Source organism: Mesorhizobium temperatum, assembly GCF_002284575.1.
Lineage (GTDB): Bacteria > Pseudomonadota > Alphaproteobacteria > Rhizobiales > Rhizobiaceae > Mesorhizobium > Mesorhizobium temperatum.
The window spans coordinates 1-14,030 of record NZ_NPKJ01000022.1; the positions used below are offsets into that span (position 1 = coordinate 1).

The 14,030-nt window shown below is 62.4% G+C and carries 11 protein-coding genes and 2 pseudogenes; 4 read left to right on the forward strand and 9 right to left on the reverse strand.

The genetic code is table 11. The features are described 5' to 3' along the window. Positions 1–67: 67 nt before the first annotated feature. Positions 68–630: pseudogene (locus CIT26_RS05970) on the reverse strand (class I SAM-dependent methyltransferase). Between the two features lie 548 nt (positions 631–1,178). On the opposite strand from CIT26_RS05970, the gene CIT26_RS05975 reads away from it, so the two are divergent. Then, complete coding sequence (locus tag CIT26_RS05975; protein WP_095491713.1) at positions 1,179–3,464, forward strand: acyl-CoA dehydrogenase; 2,286 nt, start codon at positions 1,179–1,181, stop codon at positions 3,462–3,464. 78 nt (positions 3,465–3,542) lie between these two features. Here CIT26_RS05975 and CIT26_RS05980 read toward each other — a convergent pair whose 3' ends face one another. The 3 genes from CIT26_RS05980 to CIT26_RS05990 are packed head-to-tail and all read right to left on the reverse strand — an operon-like array spanning position 3,543 to position 8,907. Next, on the reverse strand, positions 3,543–5,411 hold the full coding sequence (locus CIT26_RS05980; protein ID WP_095491714.1) for an acetyl-CoA hydrolase/transferase C-terminal domain-containing protein: 1,869 nt from the start codon (positions 5,409–5,411) through the stop codon (positions 3,543–3,545). Continuing rightward, complete coding sequence (locus CIT26_RS05985; RefSeq protein WP_095491892.1) at positions 5,408–7,513, reverse strand: 3-hydroxyacyl-CoA dehydrogenase NAD-binding domain-containing protein; 2,106 nt, start codon at positions 7,511–7,513, stop codon at positions 5,408–5,410. The genes CIT26_RS05980 and CIT26_RS05985 overlap by 4 nt, the downstream gene beginning before the upstream one ends. Beyond that, positions 7,513–8,907 (reverse strand): acetyl-CoA C-acetyltransferase, encoded by a 1,395-nt coding sequence (locus CIT26_RS05990; protein WP_095491891.1) that lies wholly within the window; start codon positions 8,905–8,907, stop codon positions 7,513–7,515. Before CIT26_RS05990 ends, CIT26_RS05985 begins: the two co-directional genes overlap by 1 nt. 293 nt (positions 8,908–9,200) lie before the next feature. Here CIT26_RS05990 and CIT26_RS05995 point away from each other — a divergent pair, with 293 nt between their 5' ends. Continuing rightward, positions 9,201–10,154, forward strand: coding sequence for an MBL fold metallo-hydrolase (locus tag CIT26_RS05995; protein WP_095491715.1), 954 nt, complete (start codon positions 9,201–9,203; stop codon positions 10,152–10,154). A 128-nt stretch (positions 10,155–10,282) separates the two neighbouring features. Here the strand turns inward: CIT26_RS05995 and CIT26_RS06000 are convergent, their stop codons facing one another. Together CIT26_RS06000 and CIT26_RS06005 are read right to left on the reverse strand one after the other, a co-directional pair. Then, entirely contained in the window at positions 10,283–10,669 is a 387-nt protein-coding gene (locus tag CIT26_RS06000; RefSeq protein WP_095491716.1) for a hypothetical protein, read from the reverse strand. 268 nt (positions 10,670–10,937) lie between these two features. Then, positions 10,938–11,117 carry a hypothetical protein gene (locus CIT26_RS06005; RefSeq protein WP_095491717.1) on the reverse strand — a complete coding sequence of 60 codons (180 nt, stop codon included), beginning with the start codon at positions 11,115–11,117 and terminating at the stop codon, positions 10,938–10,940. 289 nt (positions 11,118–11,406) lie between these two features. Here CIT26_RS06005 and CIT26_RS06010 point away from each other — a divergent pair, with 289 nt between their 5' ends. Then, the gene (locus tag CIT26_RS06010) at positions 11,407–11,838 is read left to right on the forward strand and encodes a hypothetical protein (RefSeq protein WP_095491718.1); all 432 of its coding nucleotides are present in this window, start codon (positions 11,407–11,409) and stop codon (positions 11,836–11,838) included. A gap of 115 nt (positions 11,839–11,953) precedes the next feature. Here the strand turns inward: CIT26_RS06010 and CIT26_RS38645 are convergent. Beyond that, a pseudogene (locus CIT26_RS38645) lies at positions 11,954–12,071 on the reverse strand (DUF4396 domain-containing protein); the annotation flags it as partial. Between the two features lie 159 nt (positions 12,072–12,230). Here CIT26_RS38645 and CIT26_RS06015 point away from each other — a divergent pair. Continuing rightward, positions 12,231–12,692, forward strand: coding sequence for a YbhB/YbcL family Raf kinase inhibitor-like protein (locus CIT26_RS06015; RefSeq protein ID WP_095491719.1), 462 nt, complete (start codon positions 12,231–12,233; stop codon positions 12,690–12,692). 1 nt (position 12,693) lies between these two features. Here the strand turns inward: CIT26_RS06015 and CIT26_RS06020 are convergent, their stop codons facing one another. Both CIT26_RS06020 and CIT26_RS06025 read right to left on the reverse strand, forming a co-directional pair. Continuing rightward, positions 12,694–12,903: a hypothetical protein gene (locus CIT26_RS06020; RefSeq protein ID WP_095491720.1), complete on the reverse strand. Its 210-nt coding sequence runs from the start codon at positions 12,901–12,903 to the stop codon at positions 12,694–12,696. Between the two features lie 125 nt (positions 12,904–13,028). Beyond that, complete coding sequence (locus CIT26_RS06025; protein WP_245319187.1) at positions 13,029–13,955, reverse strand: NADP-dependent oxidoreductase; 927 nt, start codon at positions 13,953–13,955, stop codon at positions 13,029–13,031. Positions 13,956–14,030 lie beyond the last annotated feature (75 nt).

Here is a 14,030-nt window from a genome sequence, read left to right on the forward strand (position 1 = left end):
GCCGGCCGGTGCATCGGCTCGAATTAAACCGCGATGGGGCGCCCTACGTCGCAACCGGCCGTAGAGTTCATCTCTTGCGCGACACGATGTAGGGACGGGCCTCGTTCCCCTTGGTTGCGTGAACTTCAGTTGCAAGAATGTCGAAGCCTGCGGCACATATATACTCGCTCATCTCCGCCGCCCGGAAGACGCCGGCATAGGATGCCTTTCCGATCGCACGCATCGCGGGCAACAAGGCAAGCCGTATGAGCGGATTCATATCCCCGAGGCAGGGTGTCTTGGAGATGAATAGGCCCCCAGCTGCAAGTAAGGCATGGATGTGGCGCAGCGTCCCGGGCAGGTCGCGGACCAGATGGAGATAGTTGAACCCCAGAACTGCGTCAAACTGCCCGGCCTCAGACGCAAGCGCCTCCGCGGTCGCGGTACGAAAGAAAAGCGCTGGGTTAGCGTCGGCGGCGTTTTTGCGATCATTCCAGCGGAAATATCCGTCGCAAGATAGCTTTGCACATGGCCTGCAAGCCGGAGCGCGGTTGTTCCTGTTCCGCAGCCCAGTTCCAACACCCGGTAGTGTGGTTCCAACAGGGCGCGGGTCCGGTTCAGCGTGCGCTCATATCCGGCCTGATCCGCAATCGCAGCCGTGGCATACTTCCGTGAAGTCCGGTCCCAGAAACGGGCTCATTGGGGTAGTCCTTAGCGGAGGAATGCGCCGCAGCGCGAACGTCAGCTTCGGGGATGCGCCGGGAGTGTCAAGAAATGGCGCAACCGAGCCGACCGGGGGTATCGGGCTCGGATTTTACCGCTATGGAGCGTTCTACGTCTCAATCGGGTGGCTTTGCGACACCAACTAGCAGCAAGTCGAAGTCGGGAATGCGGGATCTTCAACCAATGGCAAAGTCCGCTTCGGGTGGAGCCTGTGTGAAAACGCGACGCGTCAGGCAAGGCGTAGAAACGCAGTTCGCAACTCGACGGAAACGCAGTTTGATCGCCAGCGACTTCGGCCTTACCGCGAACACCAGATTTGTCCGGCCGATCACGAAGCTCCGAAATGGCGCTTCCTTGACCGGATATCACAAGCCTTGACAATCTGTTGGGGATTGCCAGCGAGCCCGCAGGCTGGAACTGAACGCGATGCGCGGCATTCCAGCTATGATGGCATGAGGAACGGGAGGCGTTTTCCCATGAGCCTGCGCACTTTCCGCCGCGACACCATCACCAGGCCGGTCTTCAAATGGGCCTCACGCGTCGTGCCGCCGATCTCCGAGACCGAACGGGACGCGATCGACGCGGGCACGGTCTGGTGGGACGGCGAGCTTTTCACCGGCAATCCCGACTGGAACAAGCTGCTCGTCATGCCGCCCGCCAAGTTGTCAGCGGAGGAGCAGGCCTTCATGGATGGGCCGGTGCACGAACTCTGCGCCATGGTCGACGACTGGAAGATTAATTGGGAGGACCGCGACCTGCCCCGTGAGGTCTGGGACTTCCTGCGCGAGAAGAAATTCTTCGGAATGATCATCCCGAAGAAATACGGCGGCCTCGGCTTCTCCAACACCGCGCATTCCGAAGTCGTCCGCACCGTCTCGTCCTGTAGCGTGGTGGCCGGCGTGACGGTGATGGTGCCGAACTCGCTCGGTCCGGGCGAATTGCTGATGCACTTCGGCACAGACGAGCAGCGGCACTACTGGTTGCCCCGGCTCGCCGACGGGCGCGAGATTCCTTGTTTTGCTCTTACCTCGCCGGATGCCGGCTCGGATGCGGCGGCGATGGCCGACACTGGCATCGTCGAATATGGCGAGTGGGAGGGCGAGAAGGTTCTCGGCGTCAGGCTCAACTTCCATAAGCGCTACATCACGCTCGGCCCGATCGCCACCGTGACGGGCCTCGCGTTCAAGATGTACGATCCGAAAAACCATCTCGGCCGTGGAGAAGAACTCGGCATCACGGTTGCGCTTTTGCCGACGTCGACGCCGGGCGTAACTTACGGCGAGCGGCACATTCCGCAATTCACCCATTTCCAGAACGGCCCGCTTTACGGGAAGGACGTGTTTTTGCCTCTCGACCGGATTCTGGGAGGTGAGAAGCAGATCGGCGAAGGCTGGAAGATGCTGATGACCGCACTTGCCGCCGGCCGCGGCATTTCGCTGCCCTCGCAGTCGGCGGCGTCGGCCGCCGTATGCGCGCGCGCCACCGGAGCCTACGCGCGGGTCAGGACCCAGTTCGACCTGCCGATCGGCATGTTCGAGGGCATCCGGAAACCGCTCGCCGATCTTGCCGGCAATATTTACCTGATCGATGCTGCAAGGCGGCTCACTATTGCCGCCCTCGACGAGGGGCACAGGCCATCGGTGGTCTCGGCCATCATGAAATTCCACGCCACCGAACGCATGCGCGAGTCGGTCGAAAAGGCGATGGACATTCATGGCGGCAAGTCGATCATCGACGGCCCGAAGAATTATCTCGCCAGCCAATACAGATCGGCGCCGATCGGCATCACCGTCGAGGGCGCCAATATTCTCACGCGCAACCTGATGATCTTCGGGCAGGGCGCCATCCGCTCGCATCCCTACATGCTGGAGGAAATGCTGGCGCTGGCCGACGAGGACGAGAAGAAGGGCCTGGACGCCTTCGACAAGACAATCTGGCGCCATGTCGGTCATACGTTCGCCACCGCATGGCGGGCCTTCGTGCGCGGCTGGTCGGGCGGGCGCATCGGGCCGGCTCCGGACAGGGCGGCGATGCCCGGCAACTGGAAACAGCTCTCGCGGCATGCCGCGGCCTTCGCGCTGCTCGCCGATTTTTCGCTGTTGACGCTGGGCGGCGCGCTCAAGCGCAAGGAGATGATCTCGGCCAGACTGGGCGACATCCTGTCGGAACTCTACCTGCTCGGCGCGGTTCTGAAGCGCTTCGAGACGGAGGGGCGGCATGAGGAAGACCGGCCGATCGTCGACTATGTGATGCACCAAGGTCGGGGCCGCATGGCGGCCGCTTTTGCCGGCGTGTTCGACAATCTGCCAGCACGCTGGGCGGCTTTCCTTGTCAGGCTGCTCGCCTTCCCCGCGGGCATTCCCGCTCCGATGCCGTCCGACAAACTGACGAGCGAGGTGGCTGAAACGCTGATGAAGGATTCGCCTCAGCGTGACCGGCTGACGCCGAATGTCTATCTCGGCGAAGGACACAAGGAGCACCCTCTGAGGGATCTCGAGCAGGCATTCAGGCTCGTCACCGTCGCAGCACACATTGAAAAGAAGATGCGCGACGAGCATGTGCTGGATCCGGAAGAGGCCCGCGACAGGGGCGTCATCAGCGCGGCGGAGTTCGAGCAACTCGCCGAAGCTAAGGCGGTGGCGGACCGCGTGGTGGCAGTCGACGCGTTTCCCATGGAAGAGATCTCGCCGATTGCTGCGCAGCATCGACGGAAAAAGGCGACGCGTGGCAAGCGCCCCACGCGCTCCGAGGCCGCGGAATAGAGACGAGCGGCGTCGACGCCGCTTCGATCGTCAACGCGGTCAGCGCGCGGTAACCGGATCGCCCCAGACCGGTGCAAACTATTCGCCGTGCCTGAGCGCCCAGAGAAGCAGTTTTGCATAGACGCGTTCGCGCAAGCTTGCGGGGGCTGCCAGCTGCATCCTCTCGAGGGCCGCGCGTTCCTTCCGGTCGGGCCTACCTTCGGCCAGCGACGCGAGGGCTGCACGGGCGAGCGATGGTCTAGACGCACTTGCGTGCTTCAGATGCCGCAGCGCCGGAATCAAGCGCTGTTCCTCTTCGGTAAACTCTGCGCCGAATGGAAACCCGGCGCACCAGCCTTCCTTGCGCAGCGGAGCAAGCGCTTCGGCTATACGCTCCGGTGTATTGTTGCGAAAAGCCTGTGGAATGGCGTAGTTCTTCTCGATCTTGCCGGCGGATTTTGCCGCGTCGAGCAATTCTTCCTGGAAGGCCGAATCGGCGACTGCAAGCATGGCGGCGACGCAGTCGCGGTCGGATTTGCCGCGCAGGTCGGCAACGCCGTATTCGGTCACGACGATGTCGCGCAGATGCCGCGGCAGCGTCGTGTGCCCGTAGGACCAGACAAGGCGCGACTCACGGCGCCCGCGCGTCCGGTGCGCCGCATTTAGCGTGATGATGGACCGCGCGCCTTCGAGCGCGAAAGCCTGGGCGACGAAATTGTACTGCCCGCCGACACCGGAGACGACGCGGCCGTCTGCAAGAGCGTCCGACACCGTTGCTCCCAGTAGCGTGACCATCATCGCATTGTTGACGAAACGGGCGTTCACGCGATCGGCGCGCTTTCTTTCCTCCTCGCCGTAAAGTTCGTTGACGAACGAAATGCCGCGCATTTGGAAGAGCGCACGTTCCTCCTCGGGCAGGCTGCGGAGAAACCCGTAGAACGCATTGCTGCCGACGAAGAAGCCGGAATGGAGGATCGCCCCATCGGACGCGCGGCGCTTGAGAATGCCTTCCAGGTAAAGATCCATGAAACCGTCGACGAACATCTCGCTGGCGGCGTAGAGGCCGGTTTCGAAGGTCCCCGTCTCCCATTTCGCGGTCTGGCTGTCAGAAGAGAGGCGATGCAGCGCGCCGGCAAATAGCTCGGGCTGCCGCTGCCGCAGGATCAGGCCGGCCGTCAGCGCGTCGCCGAGCGAGCCGATGCCGATCTGAAGCGTTCCGCCGTCCTTCACCAGACTTGCCGCATGGATGCCGATGGCGTGATCGGCCGCCGACACCGGTTCCCTCGGCACGACGAACAGCGGCCGGTCGCGGTCAGGTCCATCGAGAATGAGATCGAATTCACCGGCCGGCAGCACCGCCTCGCCGGGCATGAACGGCAATTGCGAACTCACCTCGCCCACCAGCAGGACCGGCTCCCGGCGGGCCTTCAGCGCCGGCAGAAGGTCGAGCGTGATGTCGGAATTGCAGGACAGGCTGTACTCGGCGTCGGCGCCATCGCCGCGCTTTGCCACAAGTTGTGCGATCACATTGATGCCGCGGTCGAGCACGTAGCGACCGGCATGCGTGTAGTTGGCCGAAACATAGTTCTGCTGAGCGGTCTCTATCGCGAGCCAGCGTCCTGCGACGAAGAAGAACTCGCTGACGCGGACATTTTCCGGCAGCGAGCCGTCGCGCAGCGCCTTGGCATAGGCTAGACCCGGATAGCCTGGGTAGAGCCGCTCGTTCAGCGGCTCGATGAAGCGGCGCTCCATGTCTCTCGACCAGGGGGGCTTCTCCAGCGTCAGGGCGGTGAATATCTCGAGATCGATCGCCTTGTCCTCGACTGCCCGCTTGAACAGCGCGTTGGCGACGATGTTGGCCTTGCCGAGCCCGAGCGGAAGCGCGAGCACGATGCGCCCGCCAAGGCGCTCGATAATGCGGTCGGCGACGCTTTCGGCCTGTTGGTGCTGGTCCGGCTTGCCCGTCACGTTTTTCCGCCCAGGGCCTCCCAGCCCTTATCGGGGGCAAACCGGGGTCCGTGCTTCTGTTCGAGCTGCTTCAGCGCCTCCAGAATGTCCGCCACACCGCGGCTGTGCGCATAGTGCATCGGCCCGCCGCGGAACGGCGCGAAACCGGTCGCAAAGATCATCGCGCCGTCCAGCGTGTCTTCGTCTTCGACGATGCCCTCGCGCAGGCAGCGCACGCAGGTGTTGAGCATGGGCAAAACGAGGCGGTCCGACATTTCCGCGCCTGGCGCCGGCGCGTCGGACGCTTTCTTCGGCTTGCCCTTGTCGTCATAGGCGTAGAGGCCCTTGCCCGCCTTTCGGCCGGTCTCGCCGCTTTCGACCTTCTCTTCGAGCCACGCCGGAATCTCGGGAATGGGGTCATCGAGCTTGTCCCTGAGCATCCGGACAACCTCCAGGCCGATGTCGAGCCCGACGCGGTCGGCGAGCTCGATTGGCCCCATCGGCATGCCGAAATCCTCCACCGCGTGGTCGATCGTCTCCTTGGGTGTTCCCTCATCGAGCATCACGAATGCCTCGGTCAGATACGGCGTCAGGGCCCGATTGATGAGGAAGCCAGGAGCACTTTTCACCGCAACGGGCAGCCGCTCGATCGCGCCACAGAAGGCGTGCACCCTATCGAGCGTCGACTGGCTCGCTCTGTCGTGCGCGACGACCTCGACAAGCTCCATCTTGGCAACCGGGTTGAAGAAATGCAGGCCGACCAGCCGATCCGGAAAAGCCAGGTCATCCCGCAGCACCTCGAGCGGAATGCTCGACGTATTGGTGGCGAGAATTGCGTCCTTCTTCATTTTCGCTGCGATCCCGTCAAACACCTTGCGCTTGACGTCTGCCTTCTCCGCAACCGCCTCGATGACGAGATCCGCCCTGGCGACACCCGACCCGTCGAAATCGGGGATCAGGCGGTCGAGCGCGTCGCGCCGCTCGATGCCCGAATGAAGCTTCTTGTCGTAAAACTCCGCGGCGCGGCCAATCGCTCTGGCGATGGCGTTGCGGTCTAGGTCGTTGAGCGTGACGCGCAGTCCCTGCGCCGCGCACCAGGCCGCAATATCGCCGCCCATCGTGCCCGAGCCGATTACGTGGACGTACCGGATGCCGCTTTCGCCCTTGGCGGAGCCCTTCAGATTCTCGCGCAGGAAGAAGACACGGACGAGATTCTGCGCGGTCTCGCTGACGAGCAGTTCCGAAAATGAGGTGATCTCGGCTCTCTGCATTGCCTTGGTGTCGCCGCCATGCTCCTCCCAGAGATCGATGAGGCGGTAGGGCGCCGGATAGTGCTTCTTCGGCGCGTGTTTCCCCGCCTCGGTCCGCATCTGCCGGGCGGCGAGTTGGCGTGCCGGCGAGAGGCCGAATACTCCTGATTTCCAGTTGCCGCGTTCCGTCTTCATCTTGCCGGCCACGGCCGCTCGCACTGCGTTTTCGACGTGGCGCTCCTCGACAACCGCGTCGACGAGACCGAGCGCCTTCGCCTTCTTCGCATGCACGGTCTTTCCCGTCAGCATCATCGTCATCGCTTCGACGGGATCGATCAGCGCCGTCAGCCGGAACGTCCCGCCGAGCCCCGGATGCAGGCCAAGCCTGACCTCGGGAAAGCCCAGCTTCGCATCGCCCAAGGCGATGCGGTATTTGCAGGCGAGCGCGATTTCGAGCCCACCACCGAGGCAATGCCCGTGGATAGCCGCCACCGTCGGGATGCTGAGCGCCGCCAGCCGGTCGACGATCTCATGCGCCCGCTTCATGCGCGTCTCGACCTCGCGCGACTCGGTAACTCCCTTGAAGTCGCGGATGTCCGCGCCGGCGATGAAGCCGCCCGTCTTGGCCGAGCGGATCACGAGGCCCTTGGCGCCGATGCCCTCGACATCGCCAAGCGCCGTGTCGAGTTCGGCGAGGACTGCCCCCGACAGCGTGTTCGTGCTTTCGCTGGCCCTGTCGAGCACAAGCCAGGCGATATCATCTGATCCCTTGCTTAGCCGCGAGTGCGTGAAAACCTTTGGGGCGGTCCGAGATCCGAGCTCCATGTTGCGGGGAGCGAGTATCTTCCAGACGGAGGCTTTTGTGACGGGCATCATGCAACCTCCAGAAGCATCGCGCCGCCTTGCCCGCCGCCGATGCATTCGGTGGCTATGCCGCGCTTAAGCCCGAGCCGGCGCATGGCATTGACGAGATGAAGCACGAGGCGGTTTCCGCTTGTGCCGACGGGATGGCCGAGGCTGATCGCCCCTCCGTCCACATTGAGCCGGTCGCGGTCGATGTGCCCGAAGACGCCGTCGAGGCCGAGCACGTTGCGGCAATATTCCTCATCCTCCCATGCGGCGAGACAGGCGAGCACTTGTGCGGCGAAGGCTTCGTTGAGTTCCCAGAGATCAATGTCTTCGCGGGAAAGATCCCGGCGTTTCATGATTCCAGTCGAGCACAATGTCGGGGCAAGCCCCATGATCGAGGGATCGAGCGCCGACCATTCGCTGTCGATAATGCGGGCGAGGGGCGTCAGCCTGTGCTTTTTCATCGCCTGTTCCGAAGCCAGAACGGCCCAGCACGCTCCGTCGGTGATTTGGGAGGAATTGCCGGCGGTGACGCTGCCGTAAGGCTTTTCGAAAACCGGGCTCAAATTCGCGAGCTTGCCCATCGAGGTGTCCGGCCGCACGCCATCGTCGTGGTCGTAGAGCACGCCGTCGCGGGCTACCGCCGGGATGACCTCGCCCTTGAGAAAACCGTTGTTCTGCGCGCGCGCCAGGCGTTGATGGCTTTGCAGGGCATAGGCATCGGCCGCCTCGCGCGTGATGCCGAAGAGATGGCCGATTACTTCCGCCGTTTGGCCCATATTGAGCTCGGTGATCGGATCGGTGAGTCCGCGTTCGAGCCCGATTACGGGCTTCGCCATCTCCGGTCTCAAGCCCGCCAGCGCAGCGGTTCTTTCCCAGGCGGTCTTCGCCGTTGCGAAGTGGCTGAACCATTCGACCGCTTGCTTGCGAAGCACCAAGGGTGCGTGAGACAGCGCTTCCGTTCCACCTGCGAAAATGAGATCGGCCTTGCCGGCTTCGATCGTGCGGAAGGCGGTATCGATCGACTGCATGCCGGAGCCGCAGTTTATCTGGACCGTGAGGGCCGTCATTGCCGCGCCCATGCCGAGCCTGAGCGCCGCCACCCGTGCGGGGTTCATCTCGTCGGCGATAACATTGACGCAACCGAGAATGACGGTGTCGAGTTCGTCCGGAGAGAAAGGCTGGCGCGTGAGAAGCGGCCGCCCGCATTGGACCGCCAGATCCACCGGCGTGAAAGGCCCCGGCTTGCTACGAGCCCGGAGGAAAGGCGTCCGTGCGCCATCGATCAAATAGACGGGACGACCGGAGCTCGCGGCGGTCTGATTGGCGTTTCTCGATCTGCCGGTGGTTGTTTTCCTGGCCGTGCGTGTCGGGCTCTTCGCCTTCGCCGTCGCAGCGGACTTTCGCGCCTGGGCCATCACGTCGTTCCCCATACTCATCGGCGAGACGTCGGGCCGAATTTCTCTCTTGGAAAGAACGATCATGCCCCTACAGCACAAATTTCCGTCAGACCCGAACGTTCAAAGCTGCCTATGGGTTCCGGTTGAGTCTGGATTCGACGCAAGCAACGGGAGTACAGGACCCTTGCTCTCATAGCGGTGCAACCCTCCCGCCTAGGAACAGGTTCTTCGGCGATGACAAGCCCAGCAGCCGGGAGTATCGTTTGCGGCGCCGGGGGCTTCCGCGGGACCGCCCACGATGGAGCCAAGCCATGAGGACTGTTCACGAACTCGATCCATCAAAAATCTTTATCAGCCGTCGCCAGTTTCTCGCCGCCACGTCGGTGCTGGCATCCGCGCCGCTCTGGTCGTGGCCGGCGTTTGCCGCGACGCCTTACAGATTCAGCCAAGGTGATTTCGAAATCCTCGTCGTCAGCGACGGCGAACTCACTTTGCCGGCCAGCCTGCTTGCGCCGGACGCCCCGCCCGAGGAGTTGAAGGCGCTTCTCGAGACCACTGGGCAGGGTCCGGAACAGGTGACCGCCGCCACCAACCCCACCGTGATCCGCGCTGGCGACGACATCATCCTCATCGACAATGGATCGGGCAACAAGTTCCAGCCGACTGCCGGCAAGCTCGTGGAGAACCTGAAGGCGGCCGGCATTGAGCCCGAGAGCGTGACCAAGCTGGTTTTCAGCCATGCCCATCCCGATCACATTTGGGGCACGCTGAAGGACGATGGCATACTCACCTTCCCGAATGCGACGTATTACGTCAATTCGGCGGAATGGGACTTCTGGATGGACCCGGACATCTTGACCAAGATGCCTCAGGAATTCCACGAATTCGCCCGCGGCGCGCAGCGCGACCTCGCCGCCGTCAAAGAGCGGGCGGTGATGATGAAGCCGGGTGACGACATCGTAACCGGCATCAAGGTGCTCGACACCGCCGGCCACACGCCCGGCCACATCTCGCTCGAGGTCGCCGGCGAGGACGGCCTGATCATCGTCGCTGACGCGATCACCCATCAGACGGTTTTCTTCGCCCATCCAGAGTGGCGGTCCGGCGTCGATGCCATTCACGATTTGGCTGCCCAGAACAAGAAGGCCCTGCTGGAGCGCGCTGCGACCGACAAAACGCGCCTGCTCGGGTTCCACTGGATCTATCCAGGTGTCGGCTACGCCGAACGCAAGGACGACGCCTATCGCTTCGTCGCGGTGACTTGAGCAAGTACCCCGGTGATGTCGGCTTGAGGTTCCGGCGGCTCGCAAGCCTCCACCCGCGGCTCGTCCGTGTCAACGGCATGAGCGCGCCTGTCGTTTGGCAGCCAATACACGACGCGCAAGCGCCGGTCCTATCCTTTCCACATCGTTGAACGGAGAAGAGCCTGTATATGCTCTGCCAAGTCGAGCTCACCGCGCGCCTCGATCTTCAGAAGATATCGGGCCTTGGCCCTGCGATCACCTTCCCTGACCGCAGGATAGGCGCATACAGCCAGCAGCGCCCTTTCCTCAGCCCGGCTGGCTCTGTCGTGGTCACGGTTACTGCCGTCCATTTCGTGGATTGTCTTACCGAACGCCGCGTACGTTGCCTTGTGCGCCTTGATCAGCGCACGCAGATCGCGGGACGGTTCCCGGTCCCGGCGTCGCGGCTCTGTGGCGAGAGCCGATGCCGCAACCGTCGACGCAATAACGGCGCTGCTGGCGTTGAGAAGCAAGGCGCGGCGATTGATCCTGGACATGGTGAACTCTCCTCTTCACTTCATGGCAGGCTGCCAGATCGGTGTCTCACCGTAGCACGACTGTCGGCGCATTCATGTCAGGATGGATCGCACCGTTGGCCGCGTTGCAGCCAGGGCACGGCTGGCCCGACCGCGCGGATCGGCACCTCGCGAAACTTTTCGATCGATTATTTCCCCTCGGCATCGCCACCGACGAAGGATCGCCATTCTGGCCGTTGTCCGTGGTCATGGTGATTGCTCCGACTTCGCTTGGATCATGGGGCGCCGCTCACGCGGCGCCCTCGGCGGTGATGGCTTTCATCACCCGTTCGGCCGCCCATCGTCCGGCCTCATTAAGATGGCGCCGCCAAGCGCCTTTCGACGGCGACCATCGAAAGCCATTGGCTTTCATCGCCCGCCTTGTCGCCTCGTCGGGCTTGGCCGGGAAGATCATCTGAATGCGCGCCATTCCGACGTTTTCGATGGATCTCGACGGCTCCGATTCCGGTCGTTGACGGTCTGACTTTCGTTCCCCGCTCCTGCATCCTCGCCAGTGATTTCAATCGCGATTGCAGGCGGCGTATCTCGGCCCGGTTGCCCGACGTGTCAAAATCGCGTTTCCATGCGCAGCCTGTCAGTCCGAGGCCGACGTGTGAGGCAAACTCCTAACATTGCCAATTGCGGCCTTGTCGGCGCGTCGCAGCGCAATAATCTTTTGTTAGGGCGTGGGCGCTTCGACCTATCGAAAGGAGCCGACCATGAAACACCAAACACTCGACCAACTGCAGACAATTGCAAAAGTTGAGCCCTCGGCGACATACCCGACCATGTCTCGGACGCAGCGGATCGAGCGTTGGGCAAAGCTTCTCGAACAAAATCCACGGCGTTGCCTCGGAGCGCTTTCAGGCACCGAATATCTCAGTCCTGAAGCTCGTGCCGTAGCGCGTGGCGCGGGGTCGCCGATCACCGTTGCCTATGAGGATCCGGTGCTGCGCGCCATGGGTCTGAAAGATGATACTTACGGTGAGGCAAAGCGCTTCTTCGAGCTAAGTGACTGGCAGTTGCACAACATCGTCTGTCACTGCCACGTTGGTGCTACGATGCAAGCGCGATGGGCTGCCGCCAGAGTCCGCCGGACTATTACCGGGAACAGACTTCTGGCTTGGCTGAGGGCAAGGTTTGTGCATTGAGGCCAGCCCAGAACGGTGACGACAAGTCTTGATCGTTCTCGTTAGCGGCTGGCCGCCAAATGCTGATGGCATCGCCGGCAACGCAGTGGATGGTGGAGCCGATGCCGTGCTTTCAGAGCGGCCGGGTGAAGACCTCATGCTCGCCCGGTCGGGGGCCCCTTGTCGGCGAGCACATAGAGAAGCAATCCGAGCGGACCCGTGCGGAGGGTGACCAGGGTGAAGCCCCATTTCAAGTGAACACGGCCCGCGCTCATACGATCTATACCACCTCATGTGCATCGTTCTCGGAGGAACAATAGCCGGTTGTGGTTGTTGGGATCGTCTGACGGAAAAAGGCCGCTACGGGCGCGCCCAAAGCCTCTATTTCGACGAGTCTAGCAAGGAAGAAAGTGATGGCGTTCACTTTGACCAGTCCCGCCTTTCAGAACGGCCAGCCCATTCCGGATCGTCATGCCCGGCGCGGCGATAATCTCTCCCCGTTTCTGGAATGGAACGATCCGCCACCGGGCACTCAGAGCTACGTGCTCGTCATGGAAGATACGGATGCAGCGTCACAGGCGTCCCGGCATTGGGTCGTCTACGACATCGGCGGCGACCGGCGTCATTTGGCCGAAGGGCGGAGTTCCAAAGCGCGAACCGAAGACCTGCCTCACGGCTTCAATGATTTCGGCAATCTTCACTATGATGGACCCGACCAGCATCCCGGCGACAAACCACACACCTACCGCTTCAGGCTCGCGGCCCTTGGCATTGCCAAACTTCCCATCGGTTCGGAACCCGATGCCCTGGTAGTATGGCAGGCTGCCCGTGAAAACATGCTGGGTGAGGCGGAATTAATCGGCACTTACGGATGAACTAGCGCCAAGCAGGTTCATTCTTCTGCTCGTAATGGCTGAATGCGGTCCGCAGGCCGTTGAGAACCTCAGCGGCGGTTTCGAACATCGCCTTCAACTGGGGTTCGTCCACCTTCTCGACATCTTCGCGGAGGTGGTCAATGGTTTCCTGCAAGCGGGCTTTCATTTTCGTGGTGTGATGACGCGGGTCACAATCTGCTTCGCTGGTCATAATGCAATCTCCTGTTGTTAGCTGCCCGTCGGCGCCACGCGCCGATCGCCGACTGAACGGCTTGCCCGCAGAATTGGTTCACTTTTGAACTTTGAGCATTCCGGGGAACTTTGATCACTCCGGGCTCAGGTGGCCACCTGAAGCACGATCTTGCCGCGTGTATGCTCCCTCTCTAGCCGTTCCTCGGCCTTGGCGACCTCCTCCAGAGGATAAGTTGCCTGCACGAATGGAGTTACCTTGCCGGCGTCGATAAGGCGGCTGATCCTCGCAAGCTGCGCCGCATTTGGCTCAGCCAGATAGGAAACGCCACGCGCCTGATGCAGACGTGCCTGTTCGGCTGAGGGCTCAGAAACGGTGGAAACAAGTGTCCCGCCGGGCTTCAGCACACTCCAGGAGCGGTCCTGTGTGTCGCCTGCGACCAGATCGAAAACCATATCGATGTCTTCGACCTCATCCTCGAAGCGCTGGTTCTTGTAGTCGACGGCCTGGTCGGCGCCAAGCTCGCGGACGAAATCGAAATCTTCGGCAGCAACGGTCGTCACGACAAATGCGCCGGCAGCCTTGGCAAACTGAATCGCCAGATGTCCGACGCCGCCGGCGCCGCCATGGATGAGAACCCGCTGCCCGGATTTGAGGTCACCATGGTCGAAAAGGCCCTGCCATGCTGCAATCCCTGCAAGCGGAACGGCGGCGGCTTCCACATGGCTTAGACGTTCCGGTTTTGCTGCCGCTTCCGTCGCCTTGACGACGACGTATTCGGCATTGCCGCCCCGGCCATGACCAAGCATGGCAAACATCGGATCGCCCTGCTTCAACGTATGAGCCCGCGTGCCGCACAGCTCCACCACGCCGGACACGTCGCGGCCGAGCGTAACGGGCAAATCCCCGCCCGCCGAACCCTCGCGGGTCTTGTAGTCGACAGGATTGACGCTTGCTGCGCAGACCTTGAGCGTGACCTCGTCGTCAAGGGGCTGAGGCATGGGGACCTCGTCCAGCGACAGAACCTCTGGCCCGCCAAAACTATGAATACGGACTGCTTTCATGGTCGCCATGGGTCTCCTCCTCGTTTCGGGGTCCAGCGCAGGTCCGGAAACAGGACGAGCATCGGGTGAATGGGATACCCGGCG